This is a genomic window from Qipengyuania sp. (assembly GCF_048550555.1).
Classification (GTDB): Bacteria; Pseudomonadota; Alphaproteobacteria; order Sphingomonadales; family Sphingomonadaceae; genus Qipengyuania.
The window spans coordinates 72,909-99,761 of the sequence record NZ_JBLYYF010000044.1; the positions used below are offsets into that span (position 1 = coordinate 72,909).

Here is a 26,853-nt window from a genome sequence, read left to right on the forward strand (position 1 = left end):
TACGAACCGAACCGGCTTCACTCGCCCGACCGCTCCGAAGCGGTCCGACCCGCGAGGAGACAGCAACCATGGCTGACGAGAACGGCTATACAATCGTCATCGTGGGCGGCGGGACCGCCGGCTGGATGAGCGCGGCTGCGCTGGCCCGCTTCGTCCCGCCGGGCCATCGCATAGCGCTGGTCGAAAGCGATGCCATCGGGACCGTCGGGGTGGGCGAGGCGACCATCCCCGCCATCCGCACTTTCAACGACGCGCTGGGTATCGACGAGGCGGAATTTCTGCGCGAGACCAGGGGATCGCTCAAGCTCGGCATCGCCTTCGAAGGCTGGGGTACGCCCAGCGGGCAATACATGCATGCCTTCGGCCCGATCGGCCGGCCGCTCGGCCTGGTACATTTCAAGGACCACTGGGCGCGCGCCCGGAGCGCGGGCTTCGCCAAGCCGCTCGCGCATTATTCGGTCAACGAGATTGCCGCGCGCACGATGCGCGCGCCCGACGGTGGGCGCGGCTCGGCGGTGCCCTATGCCTATCACTTCGATGCGGGCCTCTATGCCGGTTTCCTCCGGCGCTATGCCGAGGCGCTCGGCGTGACCCGCCGCGAAGGCATGGTCGAAGGTGTGATGAGGCGTGGCGAGAGCGGCGACATTGCCGCGATCGTGCTCGGGGACGGGACCCAAGTCGCGGGCGATTTCTTCATCGACTGCACCGGCTTTCGCGGGCTGCTGATCGAGCAGGAACTGGCCGCGGGCTATGACGACTGGAGCCACTGGCTGCCCTGCGACCGGGCGATGGCGGTGCCCTGCGCGCCCGCGGGGGGGCTGACCCCCTATACGCGCTCGATAGCGCGCGAGGCGGGTTGGCAATGGCGCATCCCGCTGCAGCACCGCATCGGCAACGGCCTCGTCTATTGCAGCGAGTTCCTGTCGGACGAGGACGCTGCGCGCCTGCTGCTCGCCCATCTCGACGGCGAGGCTCTGGGCGATCCGCGCCCCCTGCGCTTCGTGACCGGCAAGCGGCGTAAGCAATGGGTCGCCAACTGCCTCGCGGTGGGCTTGTCGAGCGGGTTCATGGAGCCGCTCGAATCGACTAGCATCCACATGATCCAGGCGAGCATCACGCGATTCCTGACGATGCTGCCACGCGGCAATGTCGATCCTGCGGTGCGGGATGAGTTCAATCGTGCCGCCGATTTCGAGCAGGAGCGCATCCGCGACTTCCTGATCCTCCACTACAAGGCTAACGGCCGCATCGGTGAACCCTTCTGGGACCGCTGCCGGGCGATGGAGATTCCCGACACGCTGGCGGCCAAGATCGACCAGTTCCGCAGCAACGGCGTCTTCCGCCAGGTGCATGAGGAACTCTTCACCGAGGACGGCTGGCTGCAGGTGCTCGTCGGGCAGGGGATCGAACCCCACAACTGGAACGCGATGGCCGACGCGCTACCCGAACCGAAGCTGCGCGAATTCCTGGCCGCGCTCGAACAGGCGGCGCTCGACGATGTCAGAAGCCTGCCTTCGCATATGGATATCCTGGCCCGCGCCATGGCCGAGCCCGAAGGAGTAGCAACGTGAGTAAACTTAAATCCGCCCTGCTGGCCGTGCCGCTCGGCGCCTTGGCGATCGCCACAAGTGCACATGCGCAGGAGGGGGCAGGTGACGCCAGTTTCCGCGCCCGCGAGCCGTCCGAGGAGATCGTCTATTTCGTCCTCCCCGACCGCTTCGAGAACGGCGACGAGGCGAACGACAAGGGCGGCTTCGGGGGTGACCGTCTCGAGACCGGCTACGACCCCACCGCCAAGGGATTCTTCCACGGCGGCGACCTCACGGGGCTGACCGCCCGGCTCGATTATCTCGAACGTCTCGGCGTCACCGCGATCTGGTTCGCGCCGATCTTCCAAAACAAGCCGGTGCAGGGCCCGGAAGGCCAAGAGAGCGCGGGCTACCACGGCTATTGGGTGACCGACTTCACCCGCCCCGACAGCCATTTCGGCACGCGCGCGGAGTTCAAGGCCTTCGTCGATGCGGCGCATGCGCGGGGGATGAAGGTCTATATGGACATCATCACCAACCACACCGCCGACGTGATTACCTATGCCCACGGCGATGCGACCAATTACGAATATCGCAGCAAGGGCGACTATCCCTATTCGACCCGTGGTACCCCCGATGGCCCGCCGATCAATCCGGGTTTCATGGGCGACGGGGACAGCTCGGAGGAGAATTTCGCCAGGCTGGTCGATCCGGGCTATGCCTACGAGCCTGTCGTTCCGGCGGCAGAGAAGGACGTGAAGGTCCCCGCCTGGCTCAACGATCCGATCTATTATCACAACCGTGGCAACAGCAGCTTCACCGGCGAGGACAGCCGCTTCGGCGACTTCTCCGGGCTCGACGACCTCTTCACCGAGCACCCGCGCGTGCGCGCCGGGATGATCGAGATCTTCTCCGGCTGGGTGCGCGATTACGGCGTCGACGGCTTCCGCATCGATACGGCGAGGCATGTCGATCCGGGCTTCTGGCAGGCCTTCGTCCCGGCACTGGAAGAGGTCGCGCACGAGAGCGGCATTCCCAACTTCCACATGTTCGGCGAAGTCTTCAAAGAAACGCCCGACAGCGGCTACATCGCCGAATACACCCGCCGCGATGCATTGCCCGCGGTGCTCGACTTCGCCTTCCAGGCGGCGATGCGCGAGCTCCTCGGTCGCGACCAGGGCACGGTGGTCCTCGCGCACATGTTCGACGGCGACGTGCTCTACGAGGGCGGGGAGGATACGGCGCGTTCGCTGCCGACCTTCCTCGGCAATCACGACATGGGGCGCTTTTCGACGCTGATCAAAGCCGACAAGCCCGAGATCTCGCAGGACGAATTGCTCGCCCGAGTCATGCTCGGCCATGCCATGATGCTGACGCTGCGCGGCAGCCCGGTGATCTATTACGGCGACGAGCAGGGCTTCGTCGGCGACGGCGGCGACCAGCTGGCACGCGAGGACATGATGCCCTCGAACACCGCGGTCTATAACGACAATGCGCTGATCGGCACCGACGCGACCACGGCGGCAAGCAATTTCGACGAGAACCACCCGCTATTCCGGCTGATCGCCGAATTCAGCGCGATCCGCCGGGCACATCCGGCGCTGACGCGCGGACCGCAAGTGGTTCGTCACTACGAACAGCGGGCGGGGTTCTTCGCGGTGAGCCGGTTCGATCCCGAAAGCGGCGGCGAATATCTCGCCGTCTTCAACACGGCGGGCAAGGAGCGCGCGGCGAATATCGCGCTTGGCTACGACGCTCGCAGCTTCGAAACGCTCGGCGGCGCCTGCCCTGCGGCGGTGACCGCACCGGGCAGCGCGGCCTTCACGCTGCCCGCCTTCGGCTGGGCGCTGTGCCGCGTCTCGGAGATCGCCGAATGAACCGCGCAGATCCGCAATCGAAACGTTCTGATACCGCAGATGCGAACCCTTGGTGGAAGGGCGCGGCGATCTACCAGATCTATCCGCGCAGCTTCCAGGATTCCAACGGCGACGGGATCGGCGACCTGCCGGGCATCACCCGGCGCCTGCCGCATGTCGCCTCGCTCGGCGTCGATGCGATCTGGATCTCGCCCTTCTTCACCTCGCCGATGAAGGATTTCGGCTACGATGTCTCCGACTATTGCGACGTCGATCCGATCTTCGGGACGCTCGCCGACTTCGATGCGCTGGTCGCCCGGGCGCACGAGCTCGGCCTCAGGGTCCTCATCGACCAGGTCTATTCGCATACCTCGGACGAACATCCCTGGTTCGCCGAGAGCCGCGCGGACAGGAGCAATCCGAAAAGCGACTGGTATGTCTGGGCCGACGCCAAGCCCGACGGGTCGCCGCCGTCGAACTGGCAGTCCGTCTTCGGCGGCCCCGCGTGGACCTGGGACGCCCGCCGCGGACAGTATTACCTGCACAACTTCCTCAACTCGCAGCCGCAGCTCAACATGCACAATTGCGCCGTACAGGACGCCATTCTGAACGTGATGCGCTTCTGGCTCGATCGCGGCGTCGATGGCTTCCGCATCGATGCGCTCAATTTCGCGATGCATGACCCCGAATTGCGCGACAATCCGCCCGCGCCGGCGACCGACAGGCCGCGCACGCGGCCGTTCGATTTCCAGCTCAAGAAATACAACATGTCGCATCCCGACATTCCCGCCTTCATCGAACGGATCCGGGCGCTGACCGACCAATACGACGGCGTCTTCACCGTCGCCGAAGTCGGGGGCGACGAGGCCGAGAGCGAGATGAAGGCCTTCACTGCGGGCGAGACGCATCTCAACTCGGCCTATGGCTTCAACTTCCTCTATGCCGAAAAGCTTACCCCCGGCGCGATCTGCGCCGCGCTCGCCGAATGGCCCGAAGACGACGGGATCGGCTGGCCGAGCTGGGCCTTCGAGAACCACGACGCGCCGCGCGCGGTGAGCCGCTGGTGGCTGCCCGAGCACCGCGACCGCGCCGCACGGATGAAGATGACGCTGCTCGCCTGCCTGCGCGGCAACATCATCCTTTATTACGGCGAGGAACTGGGCCTGACGCAGGTCGATATTCCCTTCCACCAGCTTCACGATCCCGAGGCGATCGCCAACTGGCCGCTGACGCTGAGCCGCGACGGCGCGCGTACCCCGATGCCGTGGGAGGCGGAGGCCGCGCACGGGGGCTTCACCGCTGGCGAGCCATGGCTCCCGGTGGGCGCGGAGAACGCCGCCCGCTCGGTCGAGGCGCAGGAAGCGGACGCGGAATCCCTGCTTCACCACACCCGCTCCATGATTGCCCTGCGCCGCGCCAATCCGGCTCTGCACCATGGTGCGGTGAAGCGGTGCGAAAGCGTGGGCGACCTCTTCGTGATCGAGCGCACGGGCGAGGGGCAGCATGTCCGCTGCCTGTTCAACCTCGGCTCCCTCGAGGTTGCCCCGCCCGCCGAGCTCGCGGACGGCAGCGTCCTCGCCGCGACCAACGCCGCCACGCCGGCAAACCTCCCCCCTCTCAGCGCCCTGGTGATCGAACTATGAAACCTGCCCGCATCCTTGCCGCCCTCGCGTTATTCTCGGCCGTGCCTGCGCTTGCCGAGGAAACCGTTGCCTCGCCCGACGGGGCGATCACCGTCACGGTAGACGTCAATGGCGAGGGGCGGCCCTTCTACCGCGTCGACAGGCATGGCGAAGCGGTCCTCACCGAGAGCCGCCTCGGCTTCCTGCTGACCGACCAGGACAAGCTCGAGCGCCGCCTGAAGGTCACTGGGGCGACGCGCCAAAGCCATGACGACACGTGGGAGCAACCTTGGGGCGAGCAGCGCTATGTGCGCGATCACCACAACGAGCTGACGGTCCGCTTCGAGGAGGACAGCGAGGCGCACCGCCGTTTCGGCGTCACCTTCCGTGTCTTCGACGACGCGGTGGCCTTCCGCTATGTGTTCGACGACACCAGCATGGGCGAGACGGTGAACATCGCCGACGAGCTGACCGAGTTCAACCTGGCGCAGAACGGCAGTGCTTGGTGGATCCCCGGCGGCGAGTGGAACCGCTACGAATACCTCTATGAGGAAACGCCGATCGACGCGGTGTCGGTAGCGCATACGCCGCTGACCTTCCGCATGGAGAACGGCACGCATGTGGCGATCCACGAGGCCGCGCTGGTCGATTTCGCGGGCATGTGGGTCAAGCGGACGACCGGCACCCATTTCCGGGCCACACTCGCGCCCACCGGTTCGGGCGCCGCGCGTGCCACGCGTGAGGTTCCCTTCGCAACGCCCTGGCGCACGATCCGCGTTTCGGACGATGCTGCAGGGCTGGCCGAGAGCCTTGTCGAGCTCAATCTCAACGAGCCCAACAAGCTCGGCGATGTCAGCTGGTTTCGCCCTCACAAATATGTCGGCGTCTGGTGGTCGCTCCACCTCGACGAAGAGAGCTGGGGCTCGGGACCGAAGCATGGCGCCAACACCGCCAATGTGAAGCGCTATATCGATTTCGCGGCGGAGAACGGCTTCGAAGGCGTGCTGGTCGAGGGCTGGAACATCGGCTGGGACGGAAACTGGTTCTTCAACGGCAGCGAATTCAGCTTCACCCAGGCTTATCCCGACTACGATTTCGTCGAACTGGCGCGCTACGCCGCCGAGAAAGGGGTGCCGATCATCGGCCACCACGAAACCAGCGGCGATGTCGGCAATTACGAGGCCCAGCTCGAAGCCGGGCTCGACCTGATGGCCGCGCGGGGCGTGAGGACGATCAAGAGCGGCTATGTCACCGACGCCTGCAATCTGCGCTACGTCCACGAGGACGGCAGCGAGACACGCGAATGCACCGAGAGCCAGGTCATGCAGCGCCACCACCTCAAGGTCGTGACGGAGGCGGCTGAGCGGCACATAGCGGTCAATCCGCACGAGCCGGTCAAGGATACGGGCCTGCGCCGCACCTATCCCAACTGGGTTGCCCGCGAAGGCGCGCGCGGCATGGAATTCAATGCCTGGGGTGCGCCGCCCAACGGGCCGAGCCACGTGCCGACCATGGTCTTTACCCGCCTGCTGTCGGGTCCGATGGACTATACGCCCGGTATCCTCAGTCTCGAGGGGCGCGGCCAGCCGCTGGAGATGACGATGGCGCGCGCGCTCGCCGAATACGTCCTCGTCTATTCGCCGATCCAGATGGCGGCCGACCTGCCGGAGCACTATGCCGAGCATGCCGACGCCTTCCAGTTCATCAAGGACGTGCCAACCGACTGGGCCGAAAGCCGGATCATCGCGGCCGAGATCGGCGATTACGTCGTCACCGCGCGCAAGGATCGCGATAGCGAGGAATGGTATCTCGGGGGTGGCACCGATCCGGAGCCGCGCGAGATGCCGATCACGCTAGACTTCCTCGATCCGGGAAAGCGCTATCGCGCCGAGATCTACCGCGATGCCGCGACCTCGAACTTCGAAGGGCCGACGCGGTTCGACATCGTGATCGAGCAGCGCGAGGTGGCGGCGGGCGAAACGCTCGATCTGCGCATGGCGCCGGGCGGCGGCTTCGCGGTGCGGTTCGTCCCGCTCTAGCCGCCGGTCACGCTCATGTGCCGGGCGAGCGCGGGGGCGTTCTGTCCGGCATCGAAATCGTGTCGCAGCGGCTTGCCCGCGAGCAGAAGGTCGAGTGCTTCGTCGAGCGCGGCCGCTCCGCCGGTGCGGAGGATATCGCGCAGCTCGACCTTCTGGTCATGGCCGAGACAGCCGTAGACGGTGCCCGTGGCGGTGATGCGGATGCGGTTGCAGGCGGCGCAGAAATTGTCGCTCAGGGGCGTGATGAGGCCCAGTCGTGTTCCCGTTTCCGCAACGTCGAAATAACGCGCGGGCCCTGCGGTGCGGTGCAGCGAGGGGACCAGCGTGAAGCGTTGCTCGAGCTGCTCGCGGACCTCGGAAAGCGGCAGGTGTTCTGCGCGGCGGTCGATGGCGACTTCGCCCAGGGGCATGCCTTCGATCAGCGCAAGGTCGAAGCCGCGTGTCCCGCACCAGGCGAGCAGGTCGGTGATCTCATGGTCGTTGACGCCACGCATCGCAAGCGCATTGATGCGGACCGCGAGGCCCGCTTCCTGTGCCGCATCGATCCCGGCCATTGCCTGGTCGAATGCATCGCGCCGCGTGAGCTTTGCAAAGCGCTCGCGGTCGAGCGTGTCGAGGCTGACGTTGATCCGCCTCACCCCGGCGGCGTACAGGCCCGTCGCCAGTTCCGGCAGGCGGGTACCGTTGGTGGTCAGCGTCAGCTCGTCGAGCCCGCAATCCCCCAGCCTGCCGAGGCGCTCGGCCAGATCGATGATTCCCTTGCGCACCAGCGGCTCGCCGCCGGTCAGCCGGATCCGCGTGACGCCGCGGCGCACGAGATGGCGGGCGAGCGTTTCGATTTCCTCGAAAGTGAGCAGCTCTCGTCGGGGAAGGAAATCCATCTCCTCGGCCATGCAGTAGCTGCACCGCAGGTTGCAGCGGTCGGTCACCGAAAGGCGGACATAGTCGATCCGGCGGCCGTGAGCATCGCGCATGCGCATGGCCTACACTCTGCCGCGCGCCGCCGAAACGGAAAAATCCGAGCTGCCGCCCGTTCGCCTTATCCGGCGTAGCGCATGCTGCCGAAAAGTGCGGGAAGCGGGCCGGAGTTGAGACCGCGGCCCATGGCCTCGGCGACCGCTCGGGGAAGCGAGAGCCTAGTGGCATGCGCGCGTCCTTCGCTCAGGCCGACCGCAACCTCGTAGACGCCGGTGTCGATGACGAACCCTCCGTCGCGCTCGAACCGGCCGAGCTGGCTACCGCCGATCTCGAAGGTCAGATGGCGGTTTTCCCCCGCAGCGAGCGTCACGCGCTGAAAATCGGCCAGTTCGGATGCTGTCCGGCTGCGACCCCTGGGGCGGCGCAGATAGATCTGGACGGTCTCGGTGCCGACGCAACGCCCCACATTGTGGAGCACAGTGCTCACGACTACGCGGTCGTGGCTCAGCTCGACCGTCGTTTCGCCGAGGCCGAAGTCCGAATAGCCGAGGCCGTGGCCGAACGACAGGCCGACGCCCGCATTGTCGAGCAGCGCCAGCGGCAGGCGACCCTGCGGGGCGAAGGCACCGGTGAGCACTTCGGCGATGGCCTTGCCCGACATACTGCCGAGGCCGCCGGCATGCAGGACGCAGGGCAGTCGCGCGTCGCGGATCACCGGGTCAATGGGGCGTGAGCCGAGCGTCACCAGGACGATGTTGGGATTGGTCGCCTGCAGCGCCTCGATCAAGGTCCGTTCGGCCTCGCAACGCTTCTCTACCTCGCCCAGCACGACGATCACCGTCCCTGCGCGGCGCGCGGCCTCGCTCGCCATACCGATCGCCATGCGGTCTGCATCGACCAGCGTGTTCATGCCCGGCTGGTCCTGATCGCGGCGCAGGGAAAGGCCGACCACGTAGCGATGCTGCACGCCGAGCGCTGCGAGGCCGTCGATCAGGCTGATCGCTTCGGACCCCGCCCCGGCGACGGGCAGCTTGCGGTCGGCCGCGGCCTGGCCGACGATCAGGATTTCGCCGGAGTCCCTGTCGAGCGGCAGCAGCGCGGGGTTGTTGCGCAGCAGGGCGATCGAATGGCGTGCGGCGTCGAGCGCAACGACGCGCGCTTCCTCTTCCGAGGCGGTCGAAGTGAGCGGCGCGCGGGGCGCCTCGGTGTGGAAGAGACCGAGATCGTACTTGGCCCCGATGATCCGGCGAACGACGTCGTCGAGCTTCCGCGGGGCAATCCGGCCATCCGCCACGGCAGCAAGAAGGGGTTCCAATGTGAGGCCGCCAGAGAGCGCCCGGTTTGGATCCTGACCGGCCGCACGGGCCATGTCGGCCCATTCGGCCAGGTCGATCCCTCCGAAGCCCCCCGGCCAGCCGATGGATAGTTTCGGGCCATCGCCGGGTTCGTCCTTGTCGAGTGCGGTCGCCGGAAAGGGCCCGAGCGCGACGCTGGCGGGCGCCGCCTCGCGCAGGACCTGCGCTGCGAGGCGCAGCTTCTGCGCAAAGCGCTCGTCGATGCGCCGCGGTGTCCAGGAGGGATGGTCCGCTTGCAGGCACGCGAGCACCCCGATTTCATCCTGATCCCAGAACTGCAATCCGCGCACCATGGCCGAGGCAAGATGGCCGGCGAGCATGACCGAGCTACCCCAGCTGGACTCAAGGTCGTCTTCGCCCGCTCCGTCGCTCAGCACCACCTCTGGGCCGAGCAGCCAAGTCTTGCCCCGGTCGCGTGCCTCGGCGGCGATCTGCCGGGCGGCGCGTTCGACCATTTCGGGCGACCAGCTGGTCGCCAGCGCAAGGGGGCTGGGCATGACGACGGCGCTTCCGCGCCCGGGCGCATCGGCCAGCAAAAGGGGGATGCCCAGCCGTGATTCCTCGATCGCGAGGCGTTGGAGCGTGGCGAGGCGGTCGGCAGGGCAGGTACCGGTAAGGCCGCCCACGAGGCCGCGGCGCACCCGCTCGTGTAGGGCGCCATCTGCTGCCTCGCCCGCCGGAGCGGGGACGAGCGCAATCTGACCGACCTTCTCCTCCGCCGTCATGATGGCGAGAAGGTCTTCGATAAAACGCTCGCGCTCGGCGGCGTGATCGGGCGGATGACGGACCATCGAGCGGCAAGTTTTCCGCAGATTGGTAAACATCCGGTTTGAATTGAGTTTTTCGTCGTGCAGACAGGCCGCCCGGACGCATTCGAGAGTAGATTTACAGATATAAAAATATCTTTATATGCTCTTTGCACGATGCGTACCGAGACCGTCTTCCGCTCGCTGGCCGATCCGACGCGCCTCAGGATCATGCGCCTGCTCGGCTCGATGGAGCTGGCTGTGGGCGAAGTGGCGCAGGTGCTCGGGCAGAGTCAACCGCGCGTCTCCCGCCATATCGGCATCTTGTGCGACGCCGGCCTCGCCGAACGCCGGCGCGAGGGCAGCTGGGTGTTCCTGAGGGCGCGTGCCAATGCCAGCGAAGCCCCGCCGCTCTGCGCCGCGCTCGGGAGGCTGCTGGTCGAGGCCGAGGCCGCCGATCCGGAATTTGCCGAGGAATGCGAACAGGATCGCCGCAAGCTCGCCGAAATCCGCCAGCACCGCGAAAGCGAAGCGCAGGCCTATTTCGCCGAACACGCGCACGACTGGGACGAATTGCGCAGGCTGCATTCTTCCGACGAGAAGGTGGAGGCGGCACTGGCCCGCGCGCTCGGACAAGAGCCGCTCGGCCGCCTGCTCGATATCGGCACCGGGACCGGGCGTATGGCCGAACTCTTCGCCGAACGTGCCGAGCGCATCGTCGCGCTCGACAAGAGCCTCGCCATGCTCCGCGTTGCCCGGGCCAAGCTGCAACACCTGCCGACGGAACGGGTCGAGCTGGTGCAGGGCGATTTCACCTCGCTGCCCTTCGCGGCGGCGAGCTTCGATACCGTCCTGTTTCATCAGGTGCTGCATTTCGCGCAGAACCCGGGCTCGGCGCTTGCCGAAGCAGCGCGGGTGACGCGGTCCGACGGTCGGATCGCGATCGTCGATTTCGCGGCCCATCAGCATGAAGAACTGCGTGACCGCCACGCGCACGCCCGGCTCGGTTTCGGAAATCGCCAGATGGTGGAGCTGTTGGCCGAGGCCGGCTTTGCGGGCGACGACCCGGTTGCTCTCGAAGATGGCGAACTGATCGTGAAAATATGGGTCGCGCAGCGGCGCGGCGAAAACAGGAAGGCAGCCCCGTGAGCCCCACGCTTGACCAGATGCGCGAAGCGCAACGCGCGCTCGAGACGCCGCTGTTTTCGGGCTTGCCGGGCGATATCGAGGTGAGCTTCGAATTCTTCCCGCCCAAGAACGAGAAGATGAACGAGACGCTGTGGCACAGCGTCGAAACCCTGGCGCCGCTGGGCCCGCGCTTCGCCAGCGTCACCTACGGGGCGGGCGGGACGACCCGCGAGCGCACGCACCAGCAGGTCGTCCGGATCCAGAACGAGGCGCATATTCCCGCCGCAGCTCATCTGACCTGCGTCGAGGCGACCCGCGAGCAGGTCGATGAGATCGCCCGCCATTATTGGGAGGAAGGCATTCGCCACATCGTCGCCCTGCGCGGCGATCCGCCCGACGGGTATTCGAAATACGCGCCACATCCGGGCGGCTATGCCAATGCCGTCGAACTGATCGCCGGACTGAAGCGCATCGCCGACTTCGAGATTTCGGTCGCCGCCTATCCGGAAGTCCACCCGGATTCGCCCGATCGCCAGGCCGACCTGGACAATCTCAAGGCCAAGTTCGATGCAGGGGCGACGCGGGCGATCACGCAATTCTTCTTCGACCCGCAATGCTTCTTCGACTTCCGCGACAAGGCGATCGCGGCGGGGATCGACGGTGAGATCGTTCCCGGTGTGATGCCCGTGCTGAGCTTCGCCGCGGTCCAGCGGATGAGCGGCCTGTGCGGTACCGCGATCCCGCCCTGGATGGGAGGACTGTTCGAGGGGCTCGACGAGAAACCCGAGGCGCGCCAGCTGGTGAGCGCGACCATCGCCGCCGAACTATGCCGCCGCCTCTATGCGGGCGGGGTGCGCCAGTTCCATTTCTACACACTCAACCGCGCCGAGCTGAGCTTTGCCATATGCCATATGCTCGGCCTGCGTCCCAAGGCCTGACCATGTCGAAACGTGAAGACTTCGAAGCTGCCGCCGCGCAGCACATACTCATCAAGGACGGGCCCTATGGCACCGAGATTCAGCGCGCCAGGCTCGCACCGGAAGACTACGCTGGCGATACCGGGCTGGCGCAGGACCAGAAGGGTAACAACGACCTCGTCAATCTGACCCAGCCGCAGGTCATCCGGGCGATCTGCGACACCTATATCCATGCCGGTGCGCATATCCTCGCCACGAACACGTTCAATGCCAACCGTATCAGCCAGGCCGATTACGGGGCTGAAGGCCTGGTCCGGGAGATCAACCTCGCCGCCGCGCGGATCATTCGCGAGGCGGTCGACGAGGCCAGTGCAAGGGATGGTGTCCCGCGGTTCGTGGCGGGCGCTGTCGGTCCAACCAACAAGACGCTCTCGCTATCGCCCGATGTCGAGGACCCGGGCTTTCGCGAGGTCGCCTTCGACGAGATCGTAGAAATCTACCGCGAGCAATGTGCGGCGCTGATCGAGGGTGGGGCGGATTTCGTCCTGATCGAGACGGTGTTCGACACACTCAACTGCAAGGCCGCCATCATGGCGGTCAAGCAGCTCGAGCGCGAACTCGGGCGCGATATCCCGCTGATGATCTCGTTGACGCTCACCGACCTGTCGGGACGCAACCTCTCGGGGCATACGGTGGAGGCGTTCTGGTACACGGTGCGCCATGCAAAACCGCTGACCATCGGGCTCAACTGCAGCTTCGGCGCCGAACAGCTGCGCCCGCATGTTCAGCTGCTCTCGGATATCGCCGATACCTATCTGATGGCCTATCCCAACGCCGGCCTGCCCAACGATCTGGGCGAGTATGACGAGCTGCCCGACACCACCGCATCGCTGGTGCGCGTCTGGGCGCAAAATGGGCGCGTCAACGCGCTCGGCGGCTGCTGCGGATCGACGCCCGACCATATAGCCGCCATGGCGAAGGCTGTCGCAGGGCTTGCCCCGCGCCGGTTGCCCACTGTCGCTCCCGACATGCACCTCGCCGGTCTCGAACCTTTCACGATTGCAGCCTGATACCATGTCCGATCTCACGACTGCCCGCTTCGTCAATATCGGCGAACGCACCAATGTCACCGGCTCGGCCCGGTTCAAGAAGCTGATCCTCGCCGACGACTACGAGAGCGCGGTCGAGGTCGCGCGCGACCAGGTCGAGAACGGCGCGCAGGTGATCGACGTAAACATGGACGAAGGTCTGCTCGATGCCGAAAAGGCGATGACGACCTTCTTGAAGCTGATTGCCGCCGAACCCGACATCGCCCGCGTCCCGGTGATGATCGACAGTTCCAAATGGACGGTGATCGAGGCGGGGCTCAAATGCGTATCGGGCAAGCCGATCGTCAATTCGATCAGCATGAAGGAGGGCGAAGGGGCCTTCCTCGAGCATGCCCGGAAATGCATGGATTACGGGGCCGCCGTAGTCGTGATGGCCTTCGACGAGACCGGCCAGGCCGACACCCGGGAGCGCAAGGTCGAAATCTGCGCCCGCGCCTACGACCTGCTCATCGGGATCGGCTTCCCGCCCGAGGATATCATCTTCGATCCCAATGTCTTCGCCGTGGCCACGGGAATCGAAGAGCACGACCGCTACGGACTGGATTTCATCGAAGCGGTCCGGGAGATCAAGCAACGTTGCCCGCATGCCAAGACCAGCGGCGGCCTGTCGAACCTCAGCTTCAGCTTCCGCGGCAACGAAACCGTGCGCCGCGCAATGCACTCGGTGTTCCTCTTCCACGCGATCCCGGCCGGGCTCGACATGGCGATCGTCAACGCCGGCCAGCTCGACGTCTACGACCAGATCGACGCCGAACTGCGCGAGGCCTGCGAGGACGTGATCCTGATGCGCCGTCCGGACGCGACCGAGCGACTGATCGAACTCGCCGAAAGCTATCGCGGCAAGAGCGCGGCGGACCAGAAGGCGGCCGAGGAATGGCGTGGTTGGGACGTGAAGCGCCGTCTCGAACACGCGCTGGTCAAGGGAATCGACGCCCATGTCGTCGCCGATACCGAAGAAGCGCGCGAGCTCGTCGCCGCTTCGGGCGGGCGCCCCATCGAGGTTATCGAGGGCCCGTTGATGGACGGCATGAATGTCGTCGGCGACCTGTTCGGCAGCGGCAAGATGTTCCTGCCGCAGGTGGTGAAGTCCGCGCGCGTGATGAAGAAGGCGGTCGCGCACCTCATCCCCTTCATCGAGGCGGAGAAGGTGGCGAGCGGGCTGGCCGACCAGTCCAAGGGCAAGATCGTGATGGCGACGGTGAAGGGCGACGTCCACGACATCGGCAAGAACATCGTCGGCGTGGTCCTGCAGTGCAATGGCTACGAGGTGATCGACCTCGGCGTCATGGTGCCATGGGCGCAGATCCTGCAGGCGGCGAACGAGAATGGCGCCGACATGATCGGGCTCTCCGGCCTCATCACTCCCTCGCTCGACGAGATGGTCACCGTGGCCCAGGAGATGCAGGCTGCAGGCCTGAACATGCCGCTGCTGATCGGCGGCGCGACGACCAGCAAGGTCCACACCGCGCTGCGCATCGACCCGGCCTATGACGGGCCGGTGATCCACGTGCTCGACGCGAGCAGGGCGGTCGGCGTCGCCAGCCGCCTGCTGTCCGACACGCAGCGCGACGAGTTCGTCGCGAGCACCGCCACCGAATACGTCAAGGTGCGCGAGGCACGCGAAGGCAAGGCGCAAAGCGTCCTGCTCAGCCTCGAGGAAGCGCGCGCGAATTTCTTCGACGCCTATCTCAGCGACAAGGCCGCGCCGCCCCTCAAGCCGGGGCTTCATGTATTCGACGACTGGGATCTTGCCGATCTCCGCGACTATATCGACTGGACGCCGTTCTTCCGGGCCTGGGAGCTCCACGGCACCTACCCCAAGATCCTCGACGACGAAGTGGTCGGCGAGACCGCACGTCAGCTCAAGGCCGAAGCCGATGCCATGCTCGACCGGATCGTCGGCGAGAAATGGCTCACCGCGAAGGGCGTCGCGGGGTTCTGGCCCTGCGCCCGCGATGGCGACGATGTCACCATCCACGATGCCGAGGGCGAAACCCACACCGTGCTATCTTTCTTGCGCCAGCAGGTGAAGAAGAGCCGCGACCGGGCGAATATGTGCCTCGCCGATTTCATCGATCCGGCGGGCGACTGGATCGGCGGCTTCGCGGTCGGCATTCACGGAATCGAAGAGCATTCGAAGGCCTTCCTCGCCGATAAGGACGATTATTCGGATATCCTGCTGAAGGCGCTGGCAGACCGTTTCGCCGAAGCCTTCGCCGAGCGGCTCCACCAGCATGTCCGCACCGACCTGTGGGGCTATGCGCCGCAGGAACAGCTCACCAACGAGGCTCTGATCAAGGAAGAGTATCGCGGTATCCGCCCGGCGCCCGGCTATCCCGCGTGCCCCGACCACAGTCTCAAGCCGATCCTCTTCGACCTGCTCGATGCCGGGACGAACACCGGGATCACGCTGACCGAGAATTTCGCCATGTATCCCACCGCGGCGGTGAGCGGCTTCTATTTCGGCCATCCCGAGGCGCAGTATTTCGGCGTCGCAAGAATCGGGCGCGACCAGCTGGAAGACTATGCGCGAAGGCGCGGAGTCGATATCGCGACCGCCGAAAGATGGCTTCGCCCCAACCTCGACTGAGCACCCTGCCGATGGGAAGGCTGGTAGCCATCGGCGGCACCGTGCTGCTGGCGGCCTATCTCGCGCTGTTCCTTACGGTTCGCGCCGATCTAGCGTTGATGGAACGGCTGTGGTTCCTGCCCGGCGTCGGCGTGATCGGGGCGATCATCGCCAACACCTCCGGGACGGGTGGCGGGGTCGTTTTCGTGCCGGTCTTCAATGCCCTGCGCGAATGGGGCGTGATGGACCTGCAGCCGCTGCAGGTGGTCGGCGTGTCCATGTGCATCCAGGCGTTCGGGATGACCATGGGAGCCTTGCGTTGGACCGACCGGCTCTACCACCAGCCTGCGCCCGAACCGCTCCATGCACTGGTCTCCCCGCGCGATTTCTTCATCGTGGCGCTTGGCGTCCTGGCGCTTTCGCTCCCCGCCATGCTGCTGACCCAGCGCTTCACCGATTTCGACCAGCATGCGGTGCTGATGGGCTACAAGGCCTTTTCAATTCTCCTGGGCATCGCGCTGATCGCCTCGACCTGGACCGTCAACCTCGCGCGGCCCGAGCGTGACAGGATCGAGCGCATCGACCTCGCGGTCCTGTTGCTGCTGGCCGTTCCGGGAGGGGTGCTGACCGCCCTCTTCTCCGTCGGCGTGGGAGAACTCGTCGCGCTCTACCTCTTCATCCGCCACTATCCCGTGCTGCTGTGCACGGGCGCAGCCTGCCTCATCTCCTCGGTAAGCGTGATTGCGGGCGCCCTCTGGCATATTGAGGCTGGAACCATCCGGTGGGAGGTTGTGCTGCTCGCCGGACCGGCCGCGGCGCTTGGCGGGTTCCTTGCGCGCCCGATAGCCTTGTGGCTCGGCGCACGGCGGCTGAAGACGCTCGACGGGAGCTGGATCGTACTGTCGGCCTGCTACCTCCTCTGGCTCAACTGGGGATGATTGACTTGGTGGGCGGGGGCAGGGCATCCCAACGCCATGCGCAAAGCCCTGCTCGCCGCTGCCCTCTCGCTCGCCGGATGCACCACCATTGCGGGGCCTGATCCGGCGAAGCCGGCTGCGGTCGCCGTCATGTTCGACCGCGAGACTGCGACACCCACGATCGTCGAGGGGCTTGCCGATCGCGAGACCGGCCGGGCCGTCGAGGCGAACGACCCGGTGCGGATCGCCAGCATCTCCAAGCTGGTCATGGCGTTGACGACACTACGGCTGGTCGACGAAGGCAAGGTCGATCTCGACATCGACGTGTCGAACTATCTCGGCTGGCCGCTGCGCAATCCGCGTTTTCCGGCGGCGCGCGTGACACTGGGGCAACTGCTCCGGCACCGCTCGGGCCTGCGCGACGATGCAGGTTACGTCATCCCGCTCGGCGAGAGTCTGCAGGCCAAGCTTGCCGATCCGCAGGCCTGGTATGCCGATGCGCCACCCGGCGAGGCACCTTTCGAATATGCCAACCTCGGCTCGCCCGTGGTGGCGACGGTGCTCGAGGCGGCGAGCGGAGAGCGCTACGACCGGCTGGTCGAGCGCGCGGTGTTCGCACCGCTCGGCATCGAGGCATGCCTCAACTGGATCGGATGTTCGCGGCAGCACGCCGGGAGGGCCGTCATCCTCTACCGCAGCACGGGCGAGGTGGCGCGCGACGATGCCGCCGATCGCCCGCCCCACTGCACGATCCCGGTTGCCGAGGGCCAAGCCTGTTCCCTCGAGGACTATGTGCCCGGCACCAACGCCTCGATCTTCTCGCCGCAGGGCGGGGTGCGCATCGGCATGATGGACCTGGCGAAGCTCGGGCAAGCATTGATCCAGACGTCGCGGCCGGGCGTATTTTCCGGACGCGTGATGGCCGAACTCATTTTCTCGATGATGGCGACGCCGACAGATGCGGATTTCTTCTGCGGCTATGGCGCCGGCATCCAGATGATCGAGGTACCGGGGCACGGTTGCAACGATACGCTGTTCGGTGACGGGCGCCCCCGCATCGGCCACGCGGGCGAAGCCTACGGCCTGCGCTCGGGCCTGTGGATGGACGTGGAGGGTGGTCGCGGCATGGCCTATTTCGTCACCGCCGTGCCCGAGCCCGTCGAGGAAGACAGCGGCGGGTTCGCCCCCGAAGAGGTTGCGCTCGTGCACCGTGCACTGGCGGCGTCCGATCAATGAGCGAGGTCGGCGCCGAACTCGACGTCGCGTGCCTCGAGGAGTTCTGGGCGAGCCACGTCGAAGGAGCGATGAAGCTCGACGAGAAGGTCGTCAAACTGCTGCTCGACACACTCGGCCTCGGCAACCAGCAGGCCTATCGCAAGCTGATCCTCGAACGGCCTTCCTTTCCCGAGTTCACCCGCTGGATTGTCGAGACGGCGGGCCTGCCCGACCCCGTGCTGCTCGACCGCTTCCATGCCTGGCTCTACGAGATCGAGCCCGGCGAGGAAGCGAAGGCCCGACTCGCCGCGATCAAGAACGCCGAAGCAGTATTCGACGAAGCGGCGCTGCGCCACTGGGACGAGCACGGCTATGTCGTGCTGCCCGACGCCATCGGCGACGACGAAATCGCCGCCGTCCGCGAGCTCGTCTGGGCGGAAGTGGGCGGTACACCGGACGACCCCGACAGCTGGTACCACCCGCGCGAAGACGGGATCATGGTCGCCCGTTTCCAGCATCCCGCGCTGGAGGCGGCGCGTCGTTCGCCGCGCATCGCCAAGGCCTTCGCGCAATTGTGGGGCAGCGAGAACCTGTGGTGCACGATCGATCGCCTGGGCTTCAATCCTCCCGAGCGGCCGGGTCACCAATTCGCGGGGTCCGACCTGCACTGGGACGTCAGCCTCGCGCAGCCGATCCCCTTCGGGACGCAGGCCGTACTCTACCTCGTCGACACGAGCGTGGACATGGGCGCCTTTCGCTGCGTGCCCGGCTTTCACAAGCGGATCGACGAATGGCTGGACGACATGGGACCGGCTGCCGACCCGCGCGCGGTCGACCTCCATGCCGGGCAGCACCACGTGGCGGGCCGCGCTGGCGATCTGGTGATCTGGCGGCAGGACCTGCCGCACGGCGCCAGCCCCAACCGGTCCGACCGGCCGCGACTGGCGCAATATCTCAACTTCTATTCGCCCGATATGATTATCCACCAGCGTTGGCGCTAAAAACCGGGGGCAGGCGGATTGACGCCCCCATCGCTTTCGCGCAGGGCATTTCGTGTCGGCGGCGGAAGCGATTCTGCCGCGGGCGCGCACGGGAGAGACCGGCTGGCGATGTCCATCCGGCGCCGAAGGAGCAACCGCCCCGGAAACTCTCAGGCCCAAGGACCGTGCGTTGCCATCGACACTCTGGAAAGCGTCCCAGGCCGTTCGCGCCCGGGGCCACCGAAGGGGTAAGCGCGCTCATCTGCGCGCCAGTCTCTCAGGTTTCCCGACAGAGGGGGCATGGATTTTCGCCGCTCCGGCCACGGGGCCGCCATGCTGTCGGGATTTTTGATGAGCGACCAGGAAGACTTCGAAGAGCCGGAAATCGAAACGCTGCCGCTCGATGCGTGGCACCGCCGCAAAGGCGCGCGCATGGTGCCTTTCGCCGGCTACCACATGCCGATCCAGTTCGAAGGCATCGTCGCCGAGCACAATTGGACGCGCAGCCAGGGAGGCCTGTTCGATGTCAGCCACATGGGCCAGCTGATGGTCTCGGGCGAGAAGGCGGCCGAGGAGCTCGAGAAACTGCTCCCCGGAGCGATCGCCTCGCTCAAGCCCGGCAAGGTGCGCTATTCGCTGCTCATCGACGAGGAAGGTGGCATTCTCGACGATCTCATGGTCACCAATGCCACGCCGTGGGTCGAGGGTGACGAAGAGGAAGGTGTCGAAGGGCACTGGGGCGAGCCGGCCTACTACCTCGTCGTCAACGGCGCGACCAAGTGGGACGATATCGGCCATCTGCGCGAGCATCTCGACGACGACGTGACGCTCACCCACATGGACGACCAGGCGCTGGTCGCGCTGCAGGGCCCCAATGCGGCGACGGCGCTCAACCGCGTGATGCGCAACGTCATCGACGACATGGTCTTCATGGAAAGCGTCACGCATGATTTCGGCGAATGGCCGCTGCGCATCACGCGCTCGGGCTATACCGGCGAGGACGGCTTCGAAATCTCGGTTCCGGCGGAATTCGCCGAGTCCCTCGCGGACCGGCTCTGCGCCGAGATCGAAGTGCGCCCGATCGGCCTCGGCGCGCGCGACAGCCTGCGCCTCGAGGCCGGCCTGCCGCTCTACGGCCACGACATCACCACCGAGACCGACCCGGTTTCCGCCGACCTCGGTTTCGCGCTGACCAAGAAGCGCCGGGAGGAAGGCGGCTGGATGGGCCACGACAAGGTGATGCAGGTGCTCGACAACGGCCCGGCGCGAAAGCGCGTCGGTCTCGCCATCGAAGGGCGCATGCCCGCCCGCGAAGGCGCTCTCGTCTACTCCGGCGACACGCAGGTCGGCCGCATCACCTCGGGCGGCTTCTCGCCCACGCTCGAGCGGCCCATCGCCATGGGCTACGTCGACACCGCTCTGACCGAAGAGGGAACCGATCTCGAGGTCGAGGTTCGTAACAAGAGACTGCCAGCGAAGGTCGCCAAGCTGCCCTTCGTGCCCCATCGCTATCACAGAGGGAAATGATCGAAATGGCCCGTTATTTCACCGACGAGCATGAATGGATCGACGTCGAGGGCGACACCGCCACCGTCGGCATCACCGATTACGCGCAAGGCCAGCTGGGCGACATCGTGTTCGTCGAACTGCCCGATGTCGGTACCGTGATCGACAAGGGCAAGGACGCGGCCGTGGTCGAAAGCGTCAAGGCGGCCAGCGACGTCTACGCCCCGATCAGCGGCGAAGTGATGGAAACCAACGGCGCTCTCGAAGACGATCCGGCGCTGGTCAACACCTCGCCCGAGGAAGGCGGCTGGTTCTTCAAGATGTCGATCGGCGACACATCGCAGTTCGACGGCCTGATGGACGAAGCCGCCTACAAGAGCTTCTGCGACGGTCTTTGATGGCTCTTCGCCCCAGCGCAGGCTGGGGCCTCCTTCGGCCAAGCGCCGCATTGCATGAGGTCCCAGCCTTCGCTGGGACACATAAGGGACTGACATGCGCTACCTACCCCTGACCGATACCGACCGTTCGGCGATGCTGGACGTGATCGGCGCGCCCGATGTCGATGCGCTGTTCGTCGACGTACCCGAAGAGGCCCGGCTCAACGGCCCGATCGAGGGCCTGCCGATGCACGCCAGCGAGATGGCGGTCGAAAAGCACATGCGGCGGCTGTCGAAGAAGAACCTTGCGGCGGCCGATGCGGCATTCTTCCTCGGGGCGGGGGCCTACAAGCATCACATTCCCGCCTCCGTCGACCACATCATCCAGCGCGGCGAATTCCTGACCGCCTACACGCCCTACCAGCCCGAAATCGCGCAGGGCACGCTGCAGATGCTGTTCGAGTTCCAGACGCAGGTCGCGCGCCTCTATGGCTGCGCGGTGGCGAATGCCTCGATGTACGACGGCTCGACCGCCTGCTGGGAAGCGGTGGCGATGGCCGGGCGCGTGGCGCGCGGCAAGAAGCGCAAGGTCGTGCTCTCGGGCGCGCTCCACCCGCACTATGCCGAGGTCGTCAGGACCATGGCCAAGTTCACCGACGACGAGATCGCCGGTGCCCCGCCGAGCCTGACGGCGAAGCCAGACGATGACGGCCTCATCGCGCGGATCGATGAGGATACGAGCTGCGTTGTGGTGCAATATCCCGACATTCTCGGCCGCCTGCCCGATCTCGCCAAGATCGCCGCAGCGGCGCACGAGAAGGGCGCGCTGCTGATCGCGGTGAACACCGAACCCGTTGCGTTGGGCGCTGTGACCTCGCCGGGCGAACTCGGCGCCGACATCGTCGTCGGCGAAGGCCAGGCGATCGGCGTCGGGCTGCAGTTCGGCGGACCCTATCTCGGCCTCTTCGCGGTGCGCGAGGAAAAGCATGTCCGCATGATGCCCGGCCGTCTTTGCGGCGAGACAGTGGATGCGGAGGGCAAGCGCGGCTTCGTCCTCACGCTCTCGACCCGCGAGCAGCACATCCGCCGCGAAAAGGCGACCTCGAACATCTGCACCAATTCGGGCCTCTGCGCGCTCGCCTTCAGCGTTCACATGACGCTGCTGGGCGAGAAGGGCTTGCGTCGGCTGGCGATGGAAAACCACCGCCTCGCCTGCCACGCCGCCGACCGACTGGGCAAGGTGCCCGGCGTGACGGTGCTCAACGACAGCTTCTTCAACGAGTTCACCCTCCTGCTCGAAGGCGATGCCCGCGGCATCGTTCGTGACCTGACCAAGCGCGACATCCTCGCGGGCGTCTCGCTCGGCCGCCTGTTCCCCCACAACGACCGCCTCGCCAACGGCCTGCTCGTCGCGGTCACCGAAACCACCACCGAGGAGGACGTGGAAACGCTCGCCTCCGCGCTCGAGGAGGTGCTGGCATGAGCAATCCCAACGCATCGGGCTGGAAGCCCGGCACCCCTGTCGAAGGCCATAACGCGATGAGCGGTCCCGACACCGCCACCGGTAACCGCGCGCTGATGCTCGAAGAACCGCTGTTGTTCGAGATCGGTCATGTCGAGACCACCGGCGTCGATCTGCCTGAACCCAAAGGCGGGGCCAACCGTCTCGGCAGCTTCGACCGTAAGGCTGCCATCGGCCTGCCCGGCCTCTCCGAGCCCGAGACCGTGCGCCACTACACCCGCCTGTCGCGCCAGAACTACGCGATCGATCTGGGCCTCTTCCCGCTCGGCTCGTGCACGATGAAGCACAACCCGCGGCTGAACGAGAAGATCGCGCGAATGCCCGGCTTCGCCGACGTCCATCCGCTGCAGCCGGTCGATACGGTGCGCGGCGCGCTCGAGGTTATCAACGAACTGGCTTTCTGGCTGATCGACCTTACCGGCATGCACGGCGTGGCGATGAGCCCGAAGGCGGGCGCGCATGGCGAGCTGTGCGGTATCCTCTGCATCCGCGCCGCGCTCGAAGCGCGCGGCGATGCGCGCGAGGTCATCCTTGTTCCCGAGAGCGCGCATGGCACCAATCCTGCCACCGCCGCCTTCGCCGGCTACAAGGTCGAGGACATTCCCGCGACGCCCGAGGGTCGCGTCGATCTCGAAGCCCTGAAGGCTCGGCTCGGCCCCGACGTCGCCGGGGTGATGATCACCAATCCGAACACCTGCGGGCTGTTCGAGCGCGACATGAAGGCGATTTCCGACGCGGTTCATGCGGCGGGCGGCTTCGTCTATTGCGACGGAGCGAACTTCAACGCGATCGTCGGCAAGGTCCGCCCCGGCGACCTCGGCGTCGACGCGATGCACATCAATCTGCACAAGACCTTCTCCACCCCGCATGGCGGCGGCGGACCGGGCTCGGGGCCGGTGGTGCTGTCCGAAGCGCTCAGCCCCTATGGCCCGCTGCCCTTCACCGCGCGCGACGGCGATGGGGTGGTCCACCTCGTCGAGGAAGAGAACGCCGCCGAGTTCGAGCACACCAGGGCCTTCGGCCGGATGACCGCCTTTCACGGCCAGATGGGCATGTTCTCCCGCGCGCTGGCCTATATTCTCAGCCACGGCGCCGACGGGTTGAAGCAGGTCGCCGAGGATGCGGTGCTCAATGCCAATTACGTGCTGCGCAGCCTCGAGGACGTGCTCGAGGCGCCCTTCGGTCCGAGCGGGCCCTGCATGCACGAAGCACTGTTCAGCGATAAGGGTTTCGCCGACGGCCTCTCGACGCTCGACCTCGCCAAGGCGATGATCGACGAGGGCTACCATCCGATGACCATGTATTTCCCGCTGGTCGTCCATGGCGCGATGCTGGTCGAGCCGACCGAGACCGAGAGCAAGGCGGCACTCGACCAGTTCATCATGGCGCTGCGCAGCGTGGCGGAACGGGCAAAGGCGGGCGACGACAGCCTCAAGACGGCGCCGCATTACGCACCGCGTCGCCGGCTCGACGAGACGCAGGCGGCGAGAAAGCCGGTGCTGGCGTGGAATGATCCCGACATGGCGTGATGCGAAGAGGGGTTGCGAGCTTGCGCGACTGCTCTAGAAGCACCGGATAATACAAGAAAAACGGGTCGTTCGATGCGCCGCAGGGAGGCGGGGATTGGACGAGGACAGGGGCGATAATCTACTGATCCGCGGCTGGCGCAATGTGCGCGAGGCCGGGCCGCGTCGGCTTGCCCTTACCGCCGCGCTGGTCATCGTTGCGCTCTTCGTCGCGCGCTACAGCTGGGACATTCCGTGGCAGGCGATCCCGGCATCGATGCGCACCGAAGGCGCCGAGCGGACCGACATGAAGACGCCTGGCACGGGCGATGCCGAGCGGGCACTCTACGATCTGCGCAGCTCGCTGCTGGCGGAGAAGATCGAACAGGACGATCGCATCACAATGGTCGTCTATGACGACCAGACGCTGATCAATGCGCGCAAGCGCTCGCCGCTCGATCGCGGCATGCTGGCGCGGGCGCTGAGCGTGATCGACGAGATGCACCCCAAGGCCATCGGGCTCGATATCCTGTTCGACCAGCCGCAGGACGAGGATGCCGAACTGCTCGCGACGCTGCGCGCGATGAAAACGCCGACGCTGGTCGGCTACGCCAATTTCGCCACCAACGAGAACGACATCGTCTACGACCAGCAGGTCTATCTCGACCAGTTTCTCGCGCAGCTCGAAGGCAGCAATGCCAGGCCCGCGAGCATCCGCCTCGACAACACCCACGGCGTGACGCGCAAGTGGCCCAGCATCGAACCCGATCTGCCGCCGGTCCTCGGCCGGGCGATGTTGCGCGCGGCGGGGGAAGGCGACAAGAGCTTCCCCGGCTACGAAGGCTCGCTACGCTACCGTCACCCCGCGTTCGAGAACGAACCCATGTACGGACGCCTGCAGATCGACAATTTCCTCGATCCCGTCCTGATGGAAATTCCCGAAGTCCGCGCCATGCTGCGCGAACAGATCGAAGGCCGCTATGTCCTCGTCGGCGGCGACATCATCGACTACGACCGCGTCCAGACCACGTTGTCGAGCGTGATCGGGGAGAACCCCGCCGGGCTGCGCGTTCACGCCGACATGATCGCGCAGATGCTCGATGGCGACCGGCGCCCGCAGGTGTCCGACCTCACGCTGTGGCTGATGGCGCTGCTCGTGGTCACGACCGCCGTGCTCACCGGCCTGCTCGAATGGGGCAGCTGGCGCATCTACCTGCTGCTGACAGGGCAGTTCGCCACCTTCATCGGCGTGCCTTTCGTCCTCGAATGGCAGGGTGTCGACACGCTCGGCGTGCCCGCGGCGGGCTGGCTGCTCGGCTGGATTATCGCCTTCTCCGCGGTCGTCTCGGCCGCGCGCGCGAGCGGCGCGGTGCAGCGCAACTTCGCGCAAGGCGCGCTGGGCAAGTACCTGCCGCGCGAAATGGCGCAGGAAATCCTCGACAATCCGCAGCTCCTTTCGCTCCACGGCGAGAAGAAGGAGCTGTTCGTGCTGTTCTCCGATCTCGAGGGCTTCACCAAGATGAGCCATGCGATAGAGCCGGAGATGGTCGCCAAGTTGCTCAATCGCTATCTCGACCTGCTGTCCGACGTGGTGCTCGACCATGGCGGGGTGATCGACAAATTCGTCGGCGATGCGGTGGTCGCTTTCTGGGGGGCGCCGATCGCCCGCCCCGACGACGGCGAGCGCGCGGCGCGCGCCGGTTATGCACTGTGGCAGGCGGGCGAAGCGTTTCGCGAAGAGGTCGCGGCGATGGACGCGGGGCTGCCCAAGATCGGCAAGACGCGTGTCGGGCTGCACTGGGGCGAGGCGGTGGTCGGCAATTTCGGCGGCGACAACCGCATCCAGTACACCGCGCTGGGCGACAGCATGAACACCGCCGCACGGCTCGAAGCGGCCAACAAGGCGCTCGATTCGAGCGTCATGGCGAGCCGCGAGTTCGCCGAGCGTTCGAACCTAGACTGGTGGCGCCCGATGGGTCGCGTGGTCCTGCGCGGCCGGGCGAAGCCGGTCGAGCTGATGGAGCCCGCGCCCGACTTTCCCGACGAAGACCGCGAGCGTCTGGCGCAAGCATACAAGCTGTCGCGCGAAGGCGATGCTAGCGCTGTCGATATCGTCCGCGACGTGGCCGGCCGTCATCAGGCTGACCGCGCGCTCGAAAACCTGTTATATCGCATGCAGAATCTCGGTGAGGGAGCAGCTTATGTCCTCGGTTAAGGCACTTTTCGCAAAGGGTGCGATCGCGATCGCCGCCATCGGCTTTCTCGGCACGGCGGCGGCGCAGGCCGGGGTGGTGGTCAAGTCGAGCGGCCCCTCGGCTGGCACTTACCCTGTCGGCAAGAAGCTCGAAGATGCCGCCAGCGTCACGCTCAAGAGCGGTGACAGCATCACCGTGCTGACCGACAGCGGGACGCGGGTCATCACCGGCCCGGGCACCCACCGCGTGGGCGAGCGGGGCGCGAGCAAGCGGACGGCCTTCGCCATGCTCACTCGCCAGCGCTCGGGCGCGCGGGTGCGGACCGGGGCGGTGCGTGGCGGGGCGGCGGCCTCGTCCAGCAATCCCAATTTGTGGAACGTCGACACCAGCAAGCCGGGCAAGGTCTGCCTGCCCGCGGGCGATGCGGTCACCTTCTGGCGCCCTGCCGTCGAGGGCGAGGAGACCTGGGTGCTCGGATCGGCGGTGTCCGATTTCCACGTCCATGTGAAGTTCGGCGACGGCGATGCCACCGCATCGCTCAATGCCGAGGAATTGCCGCTGTCGCAGAACCGCCTCTACGATCTGTCCGGACCGGCGGGCGGGGCCAAGCAGCGGATGGAATTCGTCGCTCTGGCCAGCATGCCCGACAATGCGGAAGATCTGGCGGTGATGCTGGCCGAAAACGGCTGCACCGGCCAGCTCGACCTGCTGAGCGACAAGTTGTCGAACTGACCGGAACCGGTGGCCCCGCGGGTACGGGGCATGGGGGCTGCCGCAGGGGGGCGGCGGCGCGGAGCACGCGACGGGGGAAAGCCAATGGAACGCCGGGCAGCAGGCTGGCATGGGGG

At 66.2% G+C, this 26,853-nt stretch carries 19 protein-coding genes and 1 riboswitch; of the genes, 17 read left to right on the forward strand and 2 right to left on the reverse strand.

All coding sequences use genetic code 11. The features are described 5' to 3' along the window. Nucleotides 1-68 precede the first annotated feature (68 nt). The 4 genes from ACN4E0_RS12015 to ACN4E0_RS12030 are packed head-to-tail and all read left to right on the forward strand — an operon-like array spanning nt 69 to nt 7,046. Entirely contained in the window at nt 69-1,571 is a 1,503-nt protein-coding gene (locus ACN4E0_RS12015) for a tryptophan halogenase family protein (protein ID WP_419568143.1), read from the forward strand. Continuing rightward, nucleotides 1,568-3,406 (forward strand): alpha-amylase family glycosyl hydrolase, encoded by a 1,839-nt coding sequence (locus ACN4E0_RS12020; protein WP_419568145.1) that lies wholly within the window; start codon nt 1,568-1,570, stop codon nt 3,404-3,406. Before ACN4E0_RS12015 ends, ACN4E0_RS12020 begins: the two co-directional genes overlap by 4 nt. Continuing rightward, a complete protein-coding gene (locus ACN4E0_RS12025) occupies nt 3,403-5,028 on the forward strand; it encodes an alpha-amylase family glycosyl hydrolase (protein WP_419568147.1) in 1,626 nt (541 codons plus the stop codon). Before ACN4E0_RS12020 ends, ACN4E0_RS12025 begins: the two co-directional genes overlap by 4 nt. Next, on the forward strand, nt 5,025-7,046 hold the full coding sequence (locus ACN4E0_RS12030; RefSeq protein WP_419568149.1) for a glycoside hydrolase family 97 protein: 2,022 nt from the start codon (nt 5,025-5,027) through the stop codon (nt 7,044-7,046). Before ACN4E0_RS12025 ends, ACN4E0_RS12030 begins: the two co-directional genes overlap by 4 nt. On the opposite strand, the gene moaA is transcribed toward ACN4E0_RS12030, so the two are convergent. Next, entirely contained in the window at nt 7,043-8,020 is a 978-nt protein-coding gene (gene moaA, locus ACN4E0_RS12035) for a GTP 3',8-cyclase MoaA (protein WP_419568151.1), read from the reverse strand. The genes ACN4E0_RS12030 and moaA overlap by 4 nt on opposite strands. Nucleotides 8,021-8,085: 65 nt before the next feature. Further along, complete coding sequence (locus ACN4E0_RS12040; protein WP_419568153.1) at nt 8,086-10,110, reverse strand: glycoside hydrolase family 3 C-terminal domain-containing protein; 2,025 nt, start codon at nt 10,108-10,110, stop codon at nt 8,086-8,088. Between the two features lie 132 nt (nt 10,111-10,242). Here ACN4E0_RS12040 and ACN4E0_RS12045 point away from each other — a divergent pair, with 132 nt between their 5' ends. The 13 genes from ACN4E0_RS12045 to ACN4E0_RS12105 all read left to right on the forward strand — a co-directional run bounded on the left by ACN4E0_RS12045 (nt 10,243) and on the right by ACN4E0_RS12105 (nt 26,737). Then, entirely contained in the window at nt 10,243-11,214 is a 972-nt protein-coding gene (locus tag ACN4E0_RS12045) for an ArsR/SmtB family transcription factor (protein WP_419568154.1), read from the forward strand. 17 nt (nt 11,215-11,231) lie between these two features. Continuing rightward, complete coding sequence (gene metF, locus ACN4E0_RS12050) at nt 11,232-12,131, forward strand: methylenetetrahydrofolate reductase [NAD(P)H] (protein ID WP_419568180.1); 900 nt, start codon at nt 11,232-11,234, stop codon at nt 12,129-12,131. Between the two features lie 2 nt (nt 12,132-12,133). After that, nucleotides 12,134-13,180 carry a homocysteine S-methyltransferase family protein gene (locus tag ACN4E0_RS12055; RefSeq protein ID WP_419568155.1) on the forward strand — a complete coding sequence of 349 codons (1,047 nt, stop codon included), beginning with the start codon at nt 12,134-12,136 and terminating at the stop codon, nt 13,178-13,180. Nucleotides 13,181-13,184: 4 nt separating this feature from the next. Next, complete coding sequence (gene metH / locus ACN4E0_RS12060) at nt 13,185-15,809, forward strand: methionine synthase (protein WP_419568157.1); 2,625 nt, start codon at nt 13,185-13,187, stop codon at nt 15,807-15,809. 11 nt (nt 15,810-15,820) lie between these two features. Then, nucleotides 15,821-16,726, forward strand: coding sequence for a sulfite exporter TauE/SafE family protein (locus ACN4E0_RS12065; RefSeq protein ID WP_419568159.1), 906 nt, complete (start codon nt 15,821-15,823; stop codon nt 16,724-16,726). 36 nt (nt 16,727-16,762) lie between these two features. Further along, nucleotides 16,763-17,941, forward strand: coding sequence for a serine hydrolase domain-containing protein (locus ACN4E0_RS12070; protein WP_419568160.1), 1,179 nt, complete (start codon nt 16,763-16,765; stop codon nt 17,939-17,941). Beyond that, nucleotides 17,938-18,921 carry a phytanoyl-CoA dioxygenase family protein gene (locus ACN4E0_RS12075; RefSeq protein ID WP_419568162.1) on the forward strand — a complete coding sequence of 328 codons (984 nt, stop codon included), beginning with the start codon at nt 17,938-17,940 and terminating at the stop codon, nt 18,919-18,921. Before ACN4E0_RS12070 ends, ACN4E0_RS12075 begins: the two co-directional genes overlap by 4 nt. Before the next feature lie 79 nt (nt 18,922-19,000). Next, nucleotides 19,001-19,096: riboswitch (glycine riboswitch) on the forward strand. 155 nt (nt 19,097-19,251) lie between these two features. Then, entirely contained in the window at nt 19,252-20,427 is a 1,176-nt protein-coding gene (gcvT, locus tag ACN4E0_RS12080) for a glycine cleavage system aminomethyltransferase GcvT (protein WP_419568163.1), read from the forward strand. 5 nt (nt 20,428-20,432) lie between these two features. Further along, nucleotides 20,433-20,804 (forward strand): glycine cleavage system protein GcvH, encoded by a 372-nt coding sequence (gcvH, locus tag ACN4E0_RS12085; RefSeq protein WP_419568165.1) that lies wholly within the window; start codon nt 20,433-20,435, stop codon nt 20,802-20,804. A 94-nt stretch (nt 20,805-20,898) separates the two neighbouring features. Then, nucleotides 20,899-22,266: an aminomethyl-transferring glycine dehydrogenase subunit GcvPA gene (gene gcvPA, locus ACN4E0_RS12090; protein WP_419568167.1), complete on the forward strand. Its 1,368-nt coding sequence runs from the start codon at nt 20,899-20,901 to the stop codon at nt 22,264-22,266. Further along, nucleotides 22,263-23,834 carry an aminomethyl-transferring glycine dehydrogenase subunit GcvPB gene (gcvPB, locus tag ACN4E0_RS12095; RefSeq protein WP_419568168.1) on the forward strand — a complete coding sequence of 524 codons (1,572 nt, stop codon included), beginning with the start codon at nt 22,263-22,265 and terminating at the stop codon, nt 23,832-23,834. The genes gcvPA and gcvPB overlap by 4 nt, the downstream gene beginning before the upstream one ends. 94 nt (nt 23,835-23,928) lie before the next feature. Next, the gene (locus ACN4E0_RS12100; RefSeq protein WP_419568170.1) at nt 23,929-26,025 is read left to right on the forward strand and encodes a CHASE2 domain-containing protein; all 2,097 of its coding nucleotides are present in this window, start codon (nt 23,929-23,931) and stop codon (nt 26,023-26,025) included. Beyond that, the gene (locus ACN4E0_RS12105) at nt 26,012-26,737 is read left to right on the forward strand and encodes a hypothetical protein (RefSeq protein WP_419568172.1); all 726 of its coding nucleotides are present in this window, start codon (nt 26,012-26,014) and stop codon (nt 26,735-26,737) included. The genes ACN4E0_RS12100 and ACN4E0_RS12105 overlap by 14 nt, the downstream gene beginning before the upstream one ends. The last annotated feature ends 116 nt before the right edge of the window (nt 26,738-26,853 follow it).

Coding starts and splice junctions, on each gene's coding strand:
- ACN4E0_RS12055 (WP_419568155.1), top strand. CDS start 12,134: ATGTCGAAACGTGAAGACTTCGAAGCTGCCGCCGCGCAGCACATACTC.
- ACN4E0_RS12030 (WP_419568149.1), top strand. CDS start 5,025: ATGAAACCTGCCCGCATCCTTGCCGCCCTCGCGTTATTCTCGGCCGTG.
- gcvT (WP_419568163.1), top strand. CDS start 19,252: ATGAGCGACCAGGAAGACTTCGAAGAGCCGGAAATCGAAACGCTGCCG.
- gcvPA (WP_419568167.1), top strand. CDS start 20,899: ATGCGCTACCTACCCCTGACCGATACCGACCGTTCGGCGATGCTGGAC.
- ACN4E0_RS12070 (WP_419568160.1), top strand. CDS start 16,763: ATGCGCAAAGCCCTGCTCGCCGCTGCCCTCTCGCTCGCCGGATGCACC.
- gcvPB (WP_419568168.1), top strand. CDS start 22,263: ATGAGCAATCCCAACGCATCGGGCTGGAAGCCCGGCACCCCTGTCGAA.
- ACN4E0_RS12045 (WP_419568154.1), top strand. CDS start 10,243: ATGCGTACCGAGACCGTCTTCCGCTCGCTGGCCGATCCGACGCGCCTC.
- metH (WP_419568157.1), top strand. CDS start 13,185: ATGTCCGATCTCACGACTGCCCGCTTCGTCAATATCGGCGAACGCACC.
- ACN4E0_RS12025 (WP_419568147.1), top strand. CDS start 3,403: ATGAACCGCGCAGATCCGCAATCGAAACGTTCTGATACCGCAGATGCG.
- ACN4E0_RS12040 (WP_419568153.1), bottom strand. CDS start 10,110: ATGGTCCGTCATCCGCCCGATCACGCCGCCGAGCGCGAGCGTTTTATC.
- ACN4E0_RS12065 (WP_419568159.1), top strand. CDS start 15,821: ATGGGAAGGCTGGTAGCCATCGGCGGCACCGTGCTGCTGGCGGCCTAT.
- ACN4E0_RS12015 (WP_419568143.1), top strand. CDS start 69: ATGGCTGACGAGAACGGCTATACAATCGTCATCGTGGGCGGCGGGACC.
- ACN4E0_RS12105 (WP_419568172.1), top strand. CDS start 26,012: ATGTCCTCGGTTAAGGCACTTTTCGCAAAGGGTGCGATCGCGATCGCC.
- ACN4E0_RS12075 (WP_419568162.1), top strand. CDS start 17,938: ATGAGCGAGGTCGGCGCCGAACTCGACGTCGCGTGCCTCGAGGAGTTC.
- metF (WP_419568180.1), top strand. CDS start 11,232: ATGCGCGAAGCGCAACGCGCGCTCGAGACGCCGCTGTTTTCGGGCTTG.
- gcvH (WP_419568165.1), top strand. CDS start 20,433: ATGGCCCGTTATTTCACCGACGAGCATGAATGGATCGACGTCGAGGGC.
- moaA (WP_419568151.1), bottom strand. CDS start 8,020: ATGCGCGATGCTCACGGCCGCCGGATCGACTATGTCCGCCTTTCGGTG.